The organism is Nocardia sp. NPDC019395 (assembly GCF_040632335.1).
GTDB lineage: Bacteria > Actinomycetota > Actinomycetes > Mycobacteriales > Mycobacteriaceae > Nocardia.
This window is the reverse complement of record NZ_JBEYBT010000001.1, coordinates 959,709-977,064: the sequence shown is the minus strand read 5'-3', so window position 1 is coordinate 977,064 and position 17,356 is coordinate 959,709. Positions and strand designations below refer to the sequence as shown.

General features: G+C 67.0%; 1 protein-coding gene (running past one end of the window). It reads right to left on the bottom strand.

Features of this window, described 5'->3' with window-relative positions; all coding sequences use genetic code 11:
• Positions 1-227: 227 nt before the first annotated feature.
• On the bottom strand, positions 228-17,356 hold the end of the coding sequence (locus ABZ827_RS03855; RefSeq protein WP_357232451.1) for a T3SS effector HopA1 family protein. It continues 32,494 nt past the right edge of the window; the window shows 17,129 of its 49,623 coding nt (coding positions 32,495-49,623); its start codon lies off the right edge, out of view — the gene reads right to left on this strand; the stop codon is at positions 228-230.

Sequence of the window (17,356 nt, the reverse complement as noted above, 5' to 3'; positions counted from 1 at the left end):
GCCCCCTTCCGTCCGGACGCCGGCGTCATCGCCTTCCGCGACGAGAGTGCCGGTGATCTCGAAGGCCGCTCTTGACTATCGGTAGTGACGCCGAGTCTGCTATTCGTTCACCGCGTTGTGCGGATCGACCGGAGGAGCCAACGGGCCCGCGGCCCGCGGCGGTGCGGCTTCGGCGGGAGAATTCTTCAGGCGGTCGCGGCTGTGGGCCCGCGGGGCGCCGCCACCGTTCATCTCGACCGTGCCGCCGCGTCGGGGCGCAGGTCAGAGCCGGTAGCGGGATGCCGGTCGGGGATTTCCGGACCCGAGTCCTGACGTGTATTCAACTGACCGGCCCGCGAGAGCCAGGCGACGGCGAGGACGAGACCGTCACGGACGCGCCAGCGGCCCCGGATCGGTTCGGTTGGCAGCCCGTATTCCTGGGCCGCGGCCGGGTCGAGCTGAGCACGGAAGGTATGGTCCGCGAGATCGAGGGTCACGTGGACAAGAGCATCGGCGGGGAGATTCACGCTGCTCGAATCGGCGGCGGGAGCGGGAAGCAAGGTCTCGTGGATGCCGGCTACCGCGTCTTTGGCGGCGCGCAGTACCCGCAGCAGATGAACACCTTCCGAGGCCATCTCGCTGCCTCCCGCCTCTTGAACCCAGGCCGATTCGCCGGTATCGACGAATCCGACGTGCTCGAGGTTCATCGGTTCGTTCAGTGCGAGGCCGAGACCCACCGCGCGGTACAGCTCCGCCGGTGCGGCCACCGCGGCGGCGTAGGGAGACTCCCCGCCGCCCAGGGTCGGGTCGAGGGTGATCGCGCCGACCGTGCCCTGCGGCCACGGCAACGGTTCCGGGTACGGCGGTGGATGATTCTGCTGGAAGCCCGGAGCCTCCTCGGCCGTGACCCCGAGGCGATGCAGAGCCATTCGGCCACAATAGAATTCGGGGTCGGAGCCGCGGTTACGCACCCTCTGCGCGCCAAGTTCCTCGTAGCCCGCGGTACCCGGTGGCAGCAACGGGCCGAGCATCGACTCGCCGAAGAGGAACCAGGTCGATTTCGCGGTGTCCAACCGGATCACGCCGGTCTCGTACTCCGCGGTGGAGGCCGGATCGTCTACCGAATCCGGGGTGTTGTCGATTACCTCGGTGACGAGGCTGCGTTCGCCGTACATGTCCGGGCTCACCCGGGCGACCAACCGGACCTCCCCTGTACTGGCTGCCAGCGCCGTACGCAGCTGCTTTTCAACCAGGGCCGCCGCCGTTTCCGCTCCTCCGGGGGTACGCCATTCATGCTTGCCGGTCAGCCACTGAGCGAAACGTTCCCGCGACCGGGTTGCCATGCCGGCCCGTTCGCTCTCGGTCAATCGGATGCCGCCGATCCCACGGGGCCCCAGAGAAAGGTCGAATTCGTTGTCGGAGCCACCGCCTTCCCGCCGGCCCGGATGCGCGGCCGTGACACCGGGACCGGGGCCGGGTTCGACAATACGGTCCGCCCAGGTGAAGTCGTCGGGGCCGACACGCAGAGTCCACAACCGGCTGTGCCCGATCCCGGTATCAGCGAGCGCATACCCGACCACGCTGATCAGGTTCTGCGGGTCGAACCGCAATAATGTCACCGCGAAACCTGGTGCCGCCCGCTGCTCGGCCCGCACGAGTTCATCCCAGAGACGACGGGCGTAATCCAGCAACTGGACTTCGGCGGGACTCAGTTCGGTCGCGGGACGCGCGGACAGATCTGCTACCACCTGACGCAGTACCAGTTCACATGCCATATTCGAGGATTCGGGAGACACGGCCGACACCGCCATACCATGGCGTGCCACAACATCCGGGGCATCTCGGACAACCGCGCGCCGCTGCTCCAGCGGCAGTCCGTGCCACCAGTTGGTGATATTAAGCCGCTTCGCAAAAGCGTCAGCAGGGTTACGGGGCTCGAAAATAGATTCGGCGGTTTTCCCCGCACCCGCCGCGCGATAGGCAGCCGCCGCCTGCTCACGCTCGGCCACCGACAGCTCGACGGGTGGTTCCGGCTGCGCCGGCCTGGGAAGATGACTCGCGGCGAACGCGGCATCGAGGAAGCGGGATACCGTTGTAACGAACTCGGCGAGCTGTGGGGTCCCGGTTTCCGCGGCGAGCCCGCGGATCTCGTGCAGGAGATCCGTGCCCGGCTCCGCACCACCGACGGCCTCCCCTACCGGCGGCCGCAGCTGCTCGTTCCCGGCGACACTCCCCGACACCGGACCCGACGAGCCGGGCTCCACAGCGGCCGGGCGAGTCGCCTCGACACCCAGCAGCCGGGGCAGCGCAGAATCCAGCTGTCCTGCCTGATAGTTCAGGTCCGCCACCCGCAACGCCGGGACGCCCCGCCGCTGCGCATCATGCAGCTCCCACGCCACCGCGACCCGTTCCCCGAGCCAATCCCACAACCCGGGTTCATCGATCTCACCGACGACAGGACGCGGCGCCCCATCGCGACCACGCAGCACGTTCTGGATCGGATTGATCGCATTCAACACAGTTGCCGCGGTGATCTGCCCCGGAGGCAGACCGAGCTGACCGGCGACCCGAAGGGCCTCGGGCACAATCACCGCCTCGTGGCCCTCGGCCACGGTGACTCCCGGGCCCGGTCCCGGTACATTGCCGTTATCGGTGGTGACTGCCCAGGAATCGGTCTGATTCGGCGGCTGCTCCGGACCGTGCTCGGTACCACGACGGATCGAATGCGGATACTCCGCGGCACCGTCCCGAACGTCACTGCCCGCTGTACTGCCGGAAACCGATCCCGAAGACGGGCTGCCACCGGTACCGAGCCGCGTCAACAGTTCGGGAGCGATTCGACCGATGGCTGCGAGTACGCGGCCGCGGATAGCAGGTGCGACCGCCTTGCCCGCAATCACATTGCGCACTGTCGGGCGAGAGGTATTCGCGTCGGCCGCGATCTCGCCCGTCGGCCAGCGGATGGTCGCCCGCGATGCTTGCTCCGGCATCTCGAACCCGAGTCGTTCGGCCGTGGCCATGATCGCGCGCCACACCCGATACTCCACCAGTCCGCCGGCCAGCAGATTATCGACGGCTTCGATCGATACCCCGGCCTCCCGCGCGAGCTCGGTCTTGGTGACCTTTTCTACCGGCGCCGGAGCCACCTCCGCCTCCAGCTCCGGGGCGATCCGGCGGAGAGCCGCGATCACCCGCCCCCGGACGCCGGGCTTCACCGGCTGCCCCTCGCGCACCCGGACCACAGTTTCGGGCGACACACCGGCTGCCGTCGCGATCTCCTGCGTCGGCCACACAATGGTCGCGTTCGATGCCGACTCCGGGAGGTCCCAGTCGAACGATTCGGCGGCGAGCACGATCGCACGCCAGGTCCGGTATTCGACGGACCGCCCGTTGCACACATTGTCCACCGCCTCCACGGTGACACCCGCGGCTTCTGCCAGCGCCGTCTTGTTGACCGTCGTATCCAGGGCCGGTGCAGGAGGTGCGAGCGGCACACTGTTCCGGAGTTCAGGAACGAAGAGATCGATCGCGTCGACAACCCTGTCGCGCAGTTCGGCCGGTACCCACTCACCGGCGTGCACCTTCCGCACGGTCGCCTGACTCACCCGGGCCACTCGCGCGATCTCGGCCGTGGGCCAGATGATCGGGCCTGCCAGCACCTCGGCGGTGAGGTCGAATCCGAGCTCCTCCGCCGCCGCGATAATCGCGCGGCGGGTCCGGTAGTGGACCGCGCCGAGTGCGAGGAAATGGGTGACGGTCTGCTTACGCACACCCGCTCGCCACGCCACATCCGCCCTGCGGGGCGGCTTCGGTGGCAGAGTCGGTTCAGGCGCAGGGGGTGGAACATATTCGACCAACCGTGGAGTTCTGTGCCGCATTGCGGCCAGAACTCTGGCGTATGCCTCCGGTTTCACCCATCGCCCGGCCCGGACCGCACGGACGGTTACCACCGAAACACCCGCGACATCGGCTATCTCCCCGACCGGCCACCAGATCCGCACATGGAAGATCTCTTCCGGAAGGTCGAACCCGCGCCGATATGCCGCATCGAGAACTTTCTCCCAGGACGCGTAGGACGCCCGATGGGGTTTCGAACCGAACATCTTCCGCATCGTGTTCGAGGAAATACCCGCATCACGAGCGACATCGTCTCGGCTCATACCCGCGGGTGGCGCCGGCGGAATCCGATGGGCCAATGCCGGGAAGCCGGCGCGGATGGTGCGAACGAGATGGTCACGCAAGTCCGGTTCCAGCCGGCCCTGGTCTCGCAGTGCCCGCACGGCGCCGACCGGGACATCGGCCGCGCGGGCGATATCGACAAGCGGCCACCGGATCGCTGCCCACCGGACCGGTTCCGGCAATACGACACCGAATCTGCGGGCCTCCTCGACGATCTGCTGCCACACCGCGAATTCCACACGCCGCCCGTCCAGCAACGTATCGATCTTCGCTTGCGAGATTCCGTCCACCTGTGTCAGGAGCTCGAATGCGGCCGCCGGTGGCGGTAGCCCGGCCCGCCGGGCGGCCGCCACCACCTGTGCTCGAATCTCCATGTCCACATCCAGGTCCGGCTCTCGGTACAGGTCCCATATCACCCCCTCGGCTACCTGCGATTCCTCCACGAGCAGCCGAACACGTTCCGCTGAGGGAACCAGTACCAGGGGGAGCTCGAAGTCGATCTCCCGCGCCGCGGCCACGATCTTCTGTCTGGCCTCGGCGCTGACAGGCCGGCCACGGAGTGCCCGGCTCACTAATGCCTTATCCACGCCTGCCGTCCGAGCCAGGTCGGCTTGGCTGGGTGACGAAGGCGCCGGAAGCCCCGCCAACCAGGCCGGTAGCGGGTAGCCGATGAATCGTGCTGCCACAACAATCTTGCGCTTCGACTCGTCGCTCACCGGCAGTCCGTCGAGGAAGCGGGATACGACCCAGATCGATAATCCCGCCTCCTGAGCCAGAACGGAACGCCCGGGCCGGTACAGCGGCTCGAGCACTTCCGGTGGGAGCGTCAAACCCTTGTGCAGCGCAGCCGCGGCGATCTTCCGCAACGTCGCGACGCGCACCGGACCGCCGTTGAGCGCGATGCGCAAACTATCTACCTTCGTCCCGGCCAGAAGCGCCATTTCCTTCCAATTGACTTCGCCGGCGAGTTCGTTCTCCGGTACGACACGGCCGTCCCGGAACACGGCTCCGAGCTCACGCATAGCCGCAGTGATCCGTTCCCGGGCGGCCCGGCTGACCGATTCTCCTTTGGCCATTCGAAAAACGGAGGTGGTCCCGACTCCGGCGCGTTCCGCGACGGCCCCCAGGCCGACTATCGGCGTATGGGTGATGTCCGGACCGAGCTCGAACCCGATCCCGGGCGCGGCCGCCAGCACTTTTTCGTACGAGTCTGCGTCGACCGGTTTGTTGTTCAGGACGAGAATGACTTCACGCAGGTCGACGCCGGCGGCTCGCGCCAGATCGGTTGCTGTAGGCACTGTCTCAGAGGGATGCCCGAGTAACTCGGCCAACCGTGCCGCACCTTTATCGAACAAGATCTGAGCCGGGGGAATCAGCATCCTGTGGCCCGCCTCGTTCGAGGAGGTTCCGACCAGGATCGTTTCGTAGCTCACCGCTCGCTGACGCGGATCCAGCAGATCCACCGCGCGAGCAAGCTCCACCACATTGCCGGTGAAAAGTCGTGCGAGCGCCGGTGGAAGCCGCGCACCGACAGACGCGACCAGCTCGTCGCGGTCGGGTCCGGTCGGTGGTAGCTCCGCCAACCAGCCATCTATATCGACCGCCGGCGGTTCCCCCCGGGTGACCAGTGCGAGCTTCAGCTCGTCCTCGGCTCGACGGCGCAGCGTGGATTCCGTCATCTCATAGATGCGCATTTCCGCCATGATCTGCTGCGGTGTCCGATTACGCAGATACCGCAGAGCGCTGTACTCGGCAACGGCCCCGGTCTGTCTGGACATTGCCCAGTTCAGCGTTGCCAAATCACCGTCCGCGGCGGCGATTACTCCGTCAGGGAAGCGCTGCTTCACGATGAATTTCAGCAGATCGAAGTCCAGAGTTCCCGGCGGCGGCAATCTCTTCAGCGAGATCGGAGACTTCGCGACAACCGCTTCCGCCAGCGCCTCTACCGCGCGCCGTTCCGGGTTCTCGGCCTCGATGGCCGCGCTCGACCCACGGAAAGCTTGCCGGGGCAGCCCCATGCCATGCCCCTGTCGCAGCCATTCACGCCAATTCCTTCCGAGGCTGTGAACCGCCTCCTGAACGACGGCGAAGGAAGCCCCGGCGAGCGCGTGGATCAGCAGTGGTGCAGCATCGGCGTGCGCCGATTCCTCCCACTCATATGTGCTCAGCAGGTCTGAAGCTGCTGCACGGATATTCTCGATAATTCGGCGTTCGACTGCTTCCCGTGCTTTCTCGGATAACCAGTCGTGCACGGTACGGCCTGCGGGCGCGGTCCAGCGGTAATACCAGGCGGTGGCCCGAATATCGTCGGTAGCTGCCCGAGCCAGCTTTTCGAGGGGCTCTCGCCCGGCCGGCGCGACATCCTCGTACCCGAGCATCGCCAGGACATCGTCGAGAATTTGCGGACCGACAACGGACCAGATCAGCGCCTTCGATCCAGGCCCGCCTGCCACAGGTACCCTGCCGGAGTTCTCGACCGGCGCATCGGGCGGCGCGGCCGCGGCCTCGACGGGTCGAACCGGGCCGGCTGGTGCCGACGGACCCCGTGACTCCCCATCACCCCAGGTAGCCGCCGGATCACCGTCCGGATGGTGGAACGCCTTCCAGGGCTGCTGCCTATCGAAGGTGAGTCCTGGTTTTGCCGGCGGTGATGTGGTGGCACTTGCCGGCCGCGGCCCGAGTGGCTTGTCGAGTCCCGCCGGTGGAGTCGGATCCGCACCGCCCGGCCGCTCCCGCGGTTCACCGTTCTCATCGGAGAGCCCGGTCCCAGCGCCCCCATCCGAGGACAGATCGAACGCTGCCCAGGTGATCATGCCGCCACCCCAGCTGCCCGCCCCTGCACGGTCTGCGCCGGGAACGATGCGATCTTCGACGCCCGACGGCGCGTCGGCCTGCGGATACCGGTCCGCTATCGCCACCCGGAATTCCAGACCGCGCGGCCCCATCGCGACGGCCGCGGTGACCGCCCCGTCCCTGGCGCCACCCACCGGCAGATTGTCGATCAGAGCACGGACCAGCTCCCGTGCCCGGTCCCCGGCATGCGGCACATCCCTTGTCACATGCTCGACCAGCGCCTCGATCCGCTGAACCGCCGTCTTCGGGTCCGTATCCGATTCGACCAGCCATTCGGCCTGCGCATACAGATCGACACCGTCGAAGGGATCACTCGCGTAGATGGTCGGTTCGGACCCGGCAGCCCGGAACAATTCGACCAGCCAACGGTTACCGAAGAACCGCATCGGCGCTGAACCGGCCTGCTCCTGATTGTCGACGAGTTGCAGGGTCCCCGGACTGGCCGGGTCCCATCGGATCGTGGATTCGAACAGTTCGAGCACCGGTACATCCGGTGCGCGGTCGCGGGATTCCCCGAGGGCGACAGTCAGAACGAAGCTGCCCGGGTCCCCGGTCACCGCGGCTTCCATCCGGCGGATCCGGTCGAGGTTGCCGTCCAGCGCGGCACGCAGTCGCCACGACACCACGGCCTCTGCCGCGGCGAGTTGATCGGGTTCGGTCCAGCCGTGCTGGACCATTTCGTCCCGGGCCCGCCGGACCACCTCCCAAACCGCCTCGTCGGCAGTTTGCATCGCACCGATCACCAGTCCACCGTCGAGCACACCCGACGACCGGATGACGATCCGGTCGCCCGGCACCGTCCGGGCAGCGCCGGTGACCTCCAGTGTGGTCAGCCCGCCGCGGGTGACCGTGACGGTCACGGTCTCGTCCGGGCCCGCGGCCTGCACCAGCCGTTCCGCCGCGGCCTCGACCACCGACCGGTCCGCCGCACGATGCGGCCCACCGTGGAACCCGAAAACTTCGCCGGCCGTCCGGCTCGGGTCGATCGAGGCCTGCCGCATCATCTCCAGCCGCAGTACCTGGGTTTTCGCGACCGGGTCGGCCCCGGTCGCGCGTTCGGTCACCCGCACCGCGCCGTCCCGGCATTCGAAATCGCCCACGACCCGGCGAGTGTGCGGCGTGGTCTCGATCCGCCACGTCGTGGCGTCGCTCTCCAATGCGCGGGCCAGCTCCGGCGGTACGTCACGATCTGTGTCGTTGTCGACTGTCACCCGCACATCGGTGCCGACGGGTTCGACGGTCACCGTGGTGGCACCGCGCCGGACCGCGTCGGCGACAACCACGCCGACGCTGTCGGCGACTGCGGCGCGGGCCGCGACCGGCCATGTGGGCACCGTATCGTCGATCATGTTGCGCAACGCGATCCGGTCGGCGTCCGGGGTCGCCGGATCGAGTGTGCGGACCTGCGGCTGCTCATCGGCCCGGCTGGTCTCGGCGTCGTCCGCGGAGGCGATAGCCGGTGCGCCGGATTCGTGTTCGGGCGGTGCCGAACCACCTTCCGCGGTATCCGGCGAAACAGGTCCGTCTTCCACCTCTGCGGAAACGCCTTCTCGGGCGCGACCGGTACTGGATTTCGGGTGGAGCGGCGTATCGGCGACCTGTCGATCGGTCGCGGCCTGTGCGGCTTCTTCGCTGTCTTCCTGGCTCGAGAGTTCGTCGGCCGCCGCGGCCGTCCACAGATTCATTTGCTGATGGTCGCGCCAACCCTTCGATCCCTTGTTCAGCCAGGGGTGCCGCGGATCGATTCCGTGATCGTCGAGCTTGTCGAGTACCCGCTGGAGCGCCACGGGGTCTCCGGGGGTGGTCGCCTTGAAAGCCGCTAGGAGAGCCAGGGCGCGCCGATTGCCGAAGCTGTTGCGGCCCTCCGGTTCTGCACCCAACCCCACGCCGGGGAGGACCTGGTGAGTCATGGCCGGGACAGACCACTCGAACACGTCCGGATGCAGCTCCTGGTAGCGGCGCAGCCACGGAACCAGGCGGAGGGCGTCTTCGAGTCCGTCGACGTAGACGACGATACTGTCGCTGCGCCAGTTCTCCCCGACGAAGATTTTCGCGCTTTCGATACCGCTGAATTCATCCGGCCGGTCGACGATCTCGTTGACGATATCGTGCATCAGTCCGGTTGCCGCCTCCGGACGGGCGTGAAGGTAGACGCGGAAGCCGGGGCCGCGCGGCGCGCCCGCCCGGAAGAACCTGAAGTCTTTCGTCGATCCGGCGAGCCGGACGCGCTGATACAGCTCATCGGGGGTCAATTCTTCGTGCCCGGTAACGGCCTTCACCATCGCGGTCTGCGCGCCGTCGGGCCGGCTGACCATGATGGCGCCGAGCGCCCGGATAAGATTTTCCCGATCGGCGGTCGAGCGTCCCTCGGACTCATCGGGAGTGTTCTGCAGGCGGTAGATCTCGCCCCAATCCGAATACGACGCGCCGGGAGCGAAGGCGGTCTCGAGGAAGTCCAGCAAATTCTCGTACGACAGGTCCAGCGGCACCACACCGTTCAACTGGTGCGAGCGGGTCCGCAGGGCGATGAGGAGATCGAACGGGGTCTCCGGACCGAATGCGCGACGCAGCGCCCGCAACCTTCGTGGCGCGTCGAACAGATCGGGGAAGCGGGCGACGGCCTCGGCGACTGTGGTCACACGGGAACCGGGGGCATCCTGGTGATCGGCGCGCGGCGGGTATCCGCTGCTGGGATGCCTCGGTTGCGACGCGATGATGAGCGCGCGGACTATTTCGTCGGCTCGCCGGTATTCTTCCCGCGCTCGAGCCGATGCCCGCCGATGCCCCTCGGGGTTGTCCGGAACCTGCTGCAACACCCGCCTCGCGGCGACCTCGCTCCGCATCGCATCCAACCGTTCCGATACCGCGTGGAAGTGGTGCACCAGCAGCCGCAACCGCGTCTGCCCCGGGGTATTGTCCGGCTGCTCGATAATCTCGGCCAACTCGGCCAACCGCCGCGCCATCGCGTCCAGCCGCCACCGCCTGGGGTCGTCGGTGTCTTCCACGGCGGTCAGCTCGGCGCCGATTTCCGCGGGCGCCGACGCCAATCGCTCGGTATCGACGGCGCGCAGCAGGGCTCGATCGCCTTCCTGTTCCCGAGGATCAGCTGGTCGATCCAGGTGGTCCGCGAGATCACCGACTCGCTCATCCGCGCTCTGGGAACGCTCGCGTGCGTCACGCAGCTGTGCTGCGGCGGCCGCGCGCAGCTGCGCCGGTGTCCGGGCCACGCTCTCGAGGTCGTGTGCCGCCGCCACCCATTCTTTCGCCCCCTCGAGGTGACGCACCAGGATCCGGGTCCGTATCGGATCCACCGCCGAATCCGGGTGGGCCACCAGCCCGTTCAGCTCATCCAGCAGGGCGAGCATTGCGCCCAGCTGCGACCGGTCCACACTCCCGGAATCCTGCTGCCCCGCCGCCTCGTGCGCCGCCGCGACCCCCTCCCGCACCACCCGCAACTGTCCGGTATCGACCCCCGAGACAAGCGCTACCGCCGCCGGGTCGGCTGCACGTCCTGAGGCGGCTGCCCCGGGGTTCCCCGAACCGTTCTCGCCGCCTCCCGACCCGGGTGCGCCCGCGATATCCCGTTCGAGTCGCCTGTGGCCGGGATCCGGTACGGTTTCCTCGTCCAGATCGGTGACGATCGGCTCCACCGGCTTACCGGTGGCGTCCAGCAGAATGCCGTGACTGTGGAGCACAGTTCCCTCGGCTTCGGCCGGATCGAATACGCCGATCACATCGCCGCTGAGGTCGATTTTCACCAGCACACCCTCGTGGTTCACCACGAGGTAGGCATGCGCGCCGGTCAGCGATACCACTCCGTCCCGGTAGGTGTCGGTCACCACCATCCCGCGGCCGGCGGCGCGCCGGTGTTCCTGGGTCACCGACTCCCCGGCCACGGCGCCCCCGAGCAGATCCGCTATAGCCCGGTGACCCGCCACGCCGTCACCGCGGGACTTCGAACGCCCGCCGAAGGTCCACGACAGGGCCGCACCCGGGGTCCCGTCTATACCGGCCTCCACGCCGGGCAACGTCAGCACAGGCCGCTCCACGCCCCGAACCCACTGGTAGTAGTCGTTGACGGCCAGCGCGGTCAGTTGCACGCACCTTCCGATGTCGGCCTCGTCGGCTTTCATCGGAGCGGATGAGTGTCCAGCCGGTGCATCCTTGGTGTTCCGCCGGATCCCGGCGACCGCGTCGGCGAGGTCACGCCGGAACTCCGCCGCGCCGGAACCGTTCTGCTGCTCGACCTCCCGGTCCAGCCGGTGGTATTCGGTGACTTCGGCGGCGATCTCGTCGGCCCGGGCCCAGGAGACCCCGTGCTCCTGAAGAACCGTCCGCGTGAACTCCGGCAGCGCCCCAGGGTGCTCGAGTGATCGTGGATATCCCAGCAGGGTATCCACGATCGCTCCAGCATCCTCGGACACAGCGGCTCGTATCGCCGCACTGACCGAATCGCGGACCCGCACCTGATGCACCTGCGTTCGTGCCCGCCGAGCGGGTGAGGCGGCAGGTCGTTTCCACTGCCGGTCGCCGCGGTCGAACGAGCCCGGCTTCGAGTAATCGGAAAGCCCTTCGGCTTCCGGATACAGGGTCATATCCGGGCTGCCACCACGAGCCGCTTCGCCGGATACCGTTGGCGGTGGTTTCTCTGCCAGCGCCAGGGCCGCAGTGATCTGCAGGTCGAGATCGTAGGTGAGCTGATCCGCCTCCCTGCCGAGTTCGGCCAGCCTGCGGTCGGATGCCAGTACAGTCTGCAAATCGATGCCCTCGGCTTGCTGATCGATGAGCTGCTGCTCGGCATCCCGACGCGCGATATCGGTCCCTCGCATCCGTTCTGCCAGCACTCGGAGCATATTGCGCTGCCGGAGCAGCTCGGTTCGATGTCGCAGTCGGCGGCGCACTTCGACTTCGGCGGCCGACAGCTCTTCCCGCGACCACAGTCCCGGCTTCGCCGACCGCAGTTCGGCGAGTCGCCGACGCGCCGCACGCAGTCGTGTATCCCTTTCGGCCAGCGCTACTTCCAGAACTCCCAGGCCGCGGAGCCGGATCTCATCGGCCAGGATCAGTTCCGTGGCCAGGGGCAAGACGTCGTCGAGAACGTACATATCAGCGATCAGTTCCGCCGCGCGTGACGTGTCATCTTCTGATCTCGACTCAGCGAGCTGCCGGATATATTCCGGCGTGAATGCCTCCGCCACATGCTCCTTCCACAGGCTCGCGAGTTCGACCGCGCGGGCGGCACGCCGGAACCGCAGGTTCTCCACGGTCGCGCTGTCCACGCCGTCGCCACCGATACCGAACGCGGTGCCCTTGGAACCGAGAACAACCCGGACCATGTCGCGCGATCCGGACTCGCGCAACCGTAGGGCCATTAGCTCGACGCCCAACTCCACACTGTGTCCGTTCGGCGAGCCCGAGCCGGGCGGCGCCAACTCCACCGCCGCGGCCAACAGCGCATCCAGTTCCGCTTCACCGGCACGGATCCTGGCTTCCCGGGCTTCCGCCAGAGCGATGAACTCGGGCAGTGCGCGAAGTCGGAGGAACTCTTCCGCAAGACCCTCGATTTCCGTTCGCCGGGCGAGGTCGTCCTCCGCCCGCACCAGGTGTGCGGCGGCCCCTTCGCGTGTCAGCGTTTCGGGGTCTACTCCCGGTAGCAGCGCGGCGAGCCGGATTTCCGCCCACTCGAGGTCCTCACGCAAATCGCGCTCGATTGCCGGCTCCGGAGTCGGATCACCCGGCTCCCGCACCAGAAGTGGCCGATCGCGGAGGTCGTCCAACTCAGCCACCTGCGTATTCAACCGGATGACGGCGGCGGTCAGCGGACCGATTTCTTCCGAAGAATCCTGGATGTCCGCATAGAGTTCGCGCAGCGATTCCTCTACGCGGCCCAGCTGCTCATACCGTCGTCGAAGGGTCTCCACCTCCTCCAGCAAAGCGATATCGTGTCGCAGCTGGGCCGGATCCTGCTGCGGTGGTCCCGAATCCGTCCGGTTCGACGACTTCGGCTCCTCACTGCCGGGCTCCGGCTGACGCGAAGCCAACTCGTCACGAAGGTCCGAGGCGGACGCCGGGTGGACGTAGTCGTCGTATTTGTTCAGCAATTCGGCCTGCAACCGCTGCAACCGGCGCTCGAGTGTGCGCCGCCACCGCACCAGGCGGGGCGGCAGCTCGCCGTCCGGTTCACCCGGGTCTCCCGGAACGGGTGCGGGGCCGTCACCGGCACCGTAACCGTTACCGGCCGAGTCCGCGGTATCGCCGCTGTCCTCCCCCGAATCGGCTTCTCGGTCGCCGCGCCCGGCATCATCCGCGCTGCCGGCCGACTCGTTCCCCACCCCATCGCGGGCCGATACCGCCGGGTAGATACGGGTCACGTTGCCGGATGCCGCGACAACCAGAATATCCTTCACTCCGATGACCGGGGGGATCAGCAATGAGTCTGCCAGCTTCCGCGGGTCCACCGTCGAATCGAGGAGATCGATCACCACCCGGTCAGCGTTCCCCGCGGCCGCGGTGTGCTCGAGCCAGGACCGGATGGCGCGCACGCCACCGTTCGACTTCGACGGCGCGTATCGCAAGAAGGACCGGCCGTCGATCCGCAGCACCGGCGCGAGCCGCACCGAATACCCCTCCCGGTGCAGCGCCTCGGCCATCCCTCGCTGCGCGAGCAGATGACGGCGCCACTCCTCGGGCGACATCGACTCGTAGGGCTCCGCCGGACCCGGCTTCGGCGGAATCTTCTCCGGCCCCATGCCATCATCCGGACTCGACCCCGGCTCGGCCTCCTCATCCATACCGATGTTCACGCTCGGCAGCGGGTCGTTCTCCATCTCCGGTGTCAGTTTCTCCACCGGCTGCCTGTTCGCGTCGAATTCCGCCGCCCACCTACCGACCACGACCCGATCCGTCAGCGGCGGATACCTGTGATATCGCTTACGCCCCGGATCGATCACTTTGATTCGGCCGTTCGCGTTCACCAACCGGAAAGTGTGCGCTCCCACCTGCTTTCCATCGACAACGTCATGATGCCGGTCGTCGTACTCCTCGACGATGACCGTCTGCGCACCATGCCCCGCAGCCTCCAACCGCCGCTTCACCGCCGCGTACGGATCGGCATTCGCCGGACCCCTGCGGACCGCGACAAGCCGCGCGCGCAACGCCTTCCGGAACACCTTCGGAGGCACTCCGGCCAAACCAACCTCACCGAGATCACCGACCCGCACCCCGGACGCCGCCAACTCGGCCAACACCAGCACCGCACACTGGTTGCGCATAAGATCCACCGACCGCGGCGGAGTCCAACTACGCTCACCATCCGCAGGGGTGCCGGCCGTCGGTGGACGTCTTCCGAACTCGGCGGTCGTCACTGCGCTCGGTGGTGCCGAGAGACTTTCGGGGGGCACACCGCCCAATTCCAGAACAGCCTTCCGGACTCGGGTCCGGACCTCGTCGCTTGCCCACGGATGCGCATCGACAGCGCGGGCCACGGCGGTGACGGTGATCCCGAGATGCCTCGCCACTACTTCGACGGACACACTTTCCACCGACTCGGCCTGATCTGCGCCGGTGCCGATCTCCGCGATTGCCTGCCGCACCCGTTGCCGATCGTGGTCCGATACCCCGGGCCGATCGCGTACCACCCGATTCACCACGCCGGTATCGAGTCCGGCGTACTCGGCCACCGCCCGTAGGGACAGAAAGCCCGGACGGCTACCGGTATCGATGGGGTGCAGCCGCTCGCGCACCTCCTCGGCGACCGTTCGTGCCGCGGTCCGCAGGGTTTCCGCGGCTCGCTCGGGCGTCACGCCCAATTGCTCCGCACTTTCGGTGGTTGTCAGGCCCGTACCGAAGTGCAACCGTGCTGTATCCCGCATCCGAACCGGCAGCGCTTCTACCGCGTGCCATATCGACAGTGCGCTCGCTTCGGCCAGAACGTACCGGTCACCGCGGTCCAGGGCGGAGTCGTACAGCCGACGCCGGACAGCCAGGAACTCGCGTCGCCACGGGCGTGTCCCGTCGGCCGCCGGGGAAGACTCCGGCCCCTGCTCCGCGGGCTCCACGGCATTCTGCGAAGAATCGTGGGCCGGCTGCTCGCCGCGCAGCACTGCATCGGCGATTTCCGCGAAGCCATTGGTGCGCAGCAGATGGCGGGCGAAATGGCTGATCGCCGCCACGAATGCCAATGAATCCGCGGCCCACCAGAGCGGATTGCCACGCAGGTGGTCCACTCCGAGCATCACATCGCCGGGTACGAGATCACCGGCGACCATTCGAGTCCGGACCTGGCCCGTCTCGCCGTATCTGGCCTCGACCGAGCTCGCCTCGAAGGCCCCGAAGATATCGAGAATGCGGCCGTCCGGCATACGAACCGCACTGTGCGTCGGCACCCACTCGCCGTCGTCACGGATTTCGAAAACCACCGTCTCCCAGCCGGTCATACTGTGCAGCGCAGCAGCCAGATAGTGGCAATTGCGGCGGCCGAACAGTTCTTCTGCGTACCAGTCGACGGTGGACTCCGTGACCACGATTCGAGAATGCCCGTAGTATGTCGGGCTGGGCATTTCGAAAACCAAACGGCCTGTGAAATTTCCCCGTAGCGCCCAGCGCTGCCAATCCGCCGGATCACTCCCGCCGTCGGATTCCGGAGTGGACGCCGAACCGGCCGGGGGGATCTCGCCGGTGGCCATTATCGTAGCGGCTTCCCCAGTGATCTCCGCGACCTGCTGGGACTCCTGCCCATCTCGCATCGCTCGCCGATAACGGCTGACAAGGGTTTCGAGTTCTGCCCACGCCGCGTCGGTCAACGGGCGGACTCGAGAGTGATCCCCGCCGAATACGAAGCCACGAACCGAAAGGATGTCGGACCGATCCGGCGATTCGAACTTCTCGATGGAATCACCGAGAATGCCGATTTTTTGGATCGAACCGCCGTTTTTCGCCACGACGTAACTGTCCAGGCGATCTCCGTAATCGTCGACGACCACCACCACCGCGGCATTCGAATCCGCCGATTCCAGCATCTCGACGATCTCGGCATGTCCCCTGAAATCGTGCGGCGCGGCGCCGAGCGCCGCGGCAATTTCGAAAACCTGCGCTCCGCTATCGCTCACGTTCCGAGTCAACGGTCGAATATCGGGGTTTCCCGTGATCGCCGCCACTGTTGCCACCGCAGCGGGCCCTTCGAAATGGCTGATCGGCCATTCGGGCAACGAATCCGACCGTTTCTTACCCCCTTCGATCGAGCGGCTGATGCTCCTGATCCGCTCATCTGTCGATGTGATCTGCACGGACAGATCTGCCACCGCTGCCGGTGGGTTCGACGGCAGGTTCTCCGGATCGATACCGTGTTGCTCCGCCAGTTCCTGCATTTGGTTCTGATAATTCGCCAGCCGCAGCTCCGCGCGCACTCGTTCACCGTTCAGCGCGTGTAAGCGGCCGGCCGTCTCATGCAGGCGCCGGTATCGCCGCAGTGAATCCTCGAGCTTCGCCAGTGACCATTCCCCCGCCGGATCGGCGATCCTGGACTTATCTGTTCGATATTCCCGCAGCGCGTTCGCCATCGACGCCGGATCGCCGCTGTCCATCGGAACGCCCGCCCGTCCGGCCAGATCGAGCAGATCATCGAGCGCCCGCTGCACGGCCAGATCGCGCCGATACAGTTCACCGAACTCCCTCACACGCTCCGACACGGGTTGAACCTCCGGCACCCCGCTCGTGCCGGGACCTGTTGCGACCCCTTCGAGCTCCCGCCGGAACGCGCGACCGGCCGCATCCGCCTGATCGTTCACCTGGAACCTCGAAGGTTGTTCGGTGAACGTCCCCCGCACGAATCGTCCGTCCACGAAATGCCCCGGGACGAACCGCCGCGCCGCGAACTCCGGATCGATCGCCCGCGGTAGATCGCCCGGCAGTTCGTATCCCAACCACAGTGCCGCCACCAGCACCCGCTGCCCCGCGTCCGTCGATCTCCGACCTTTGCCCGACAGCACCTGTTTCGCCGTTGAGATATTTACCCCGGACAGCGCGGCCACCTCCTTCGAGGTGGGCTTCTGGTTGAGCTCCCATGCGCCGAAACCCAGGAATCGTTCGGCCAGTTCGGCCAACCGGACGTTCTCCGGCGTTCGGGGTTGTGTAGCGACCCGGGTAGACTCCGCGGATACGCGCGCCCGATCGAGCATGCCCACCTGCACGTCGAGCAGGCCGGCCAGTTCGAACTGCAGCGCTCGGATCTCCTCCTCGGACCACTGGACGAACCGCCCCTGCACGAACTGGTCCGCGTCGAAATGCGGTGGAATGAACCGGCGGGCCGCGTACGCGTCGTCGACGACGACGTTCCGCATGCTCTCGG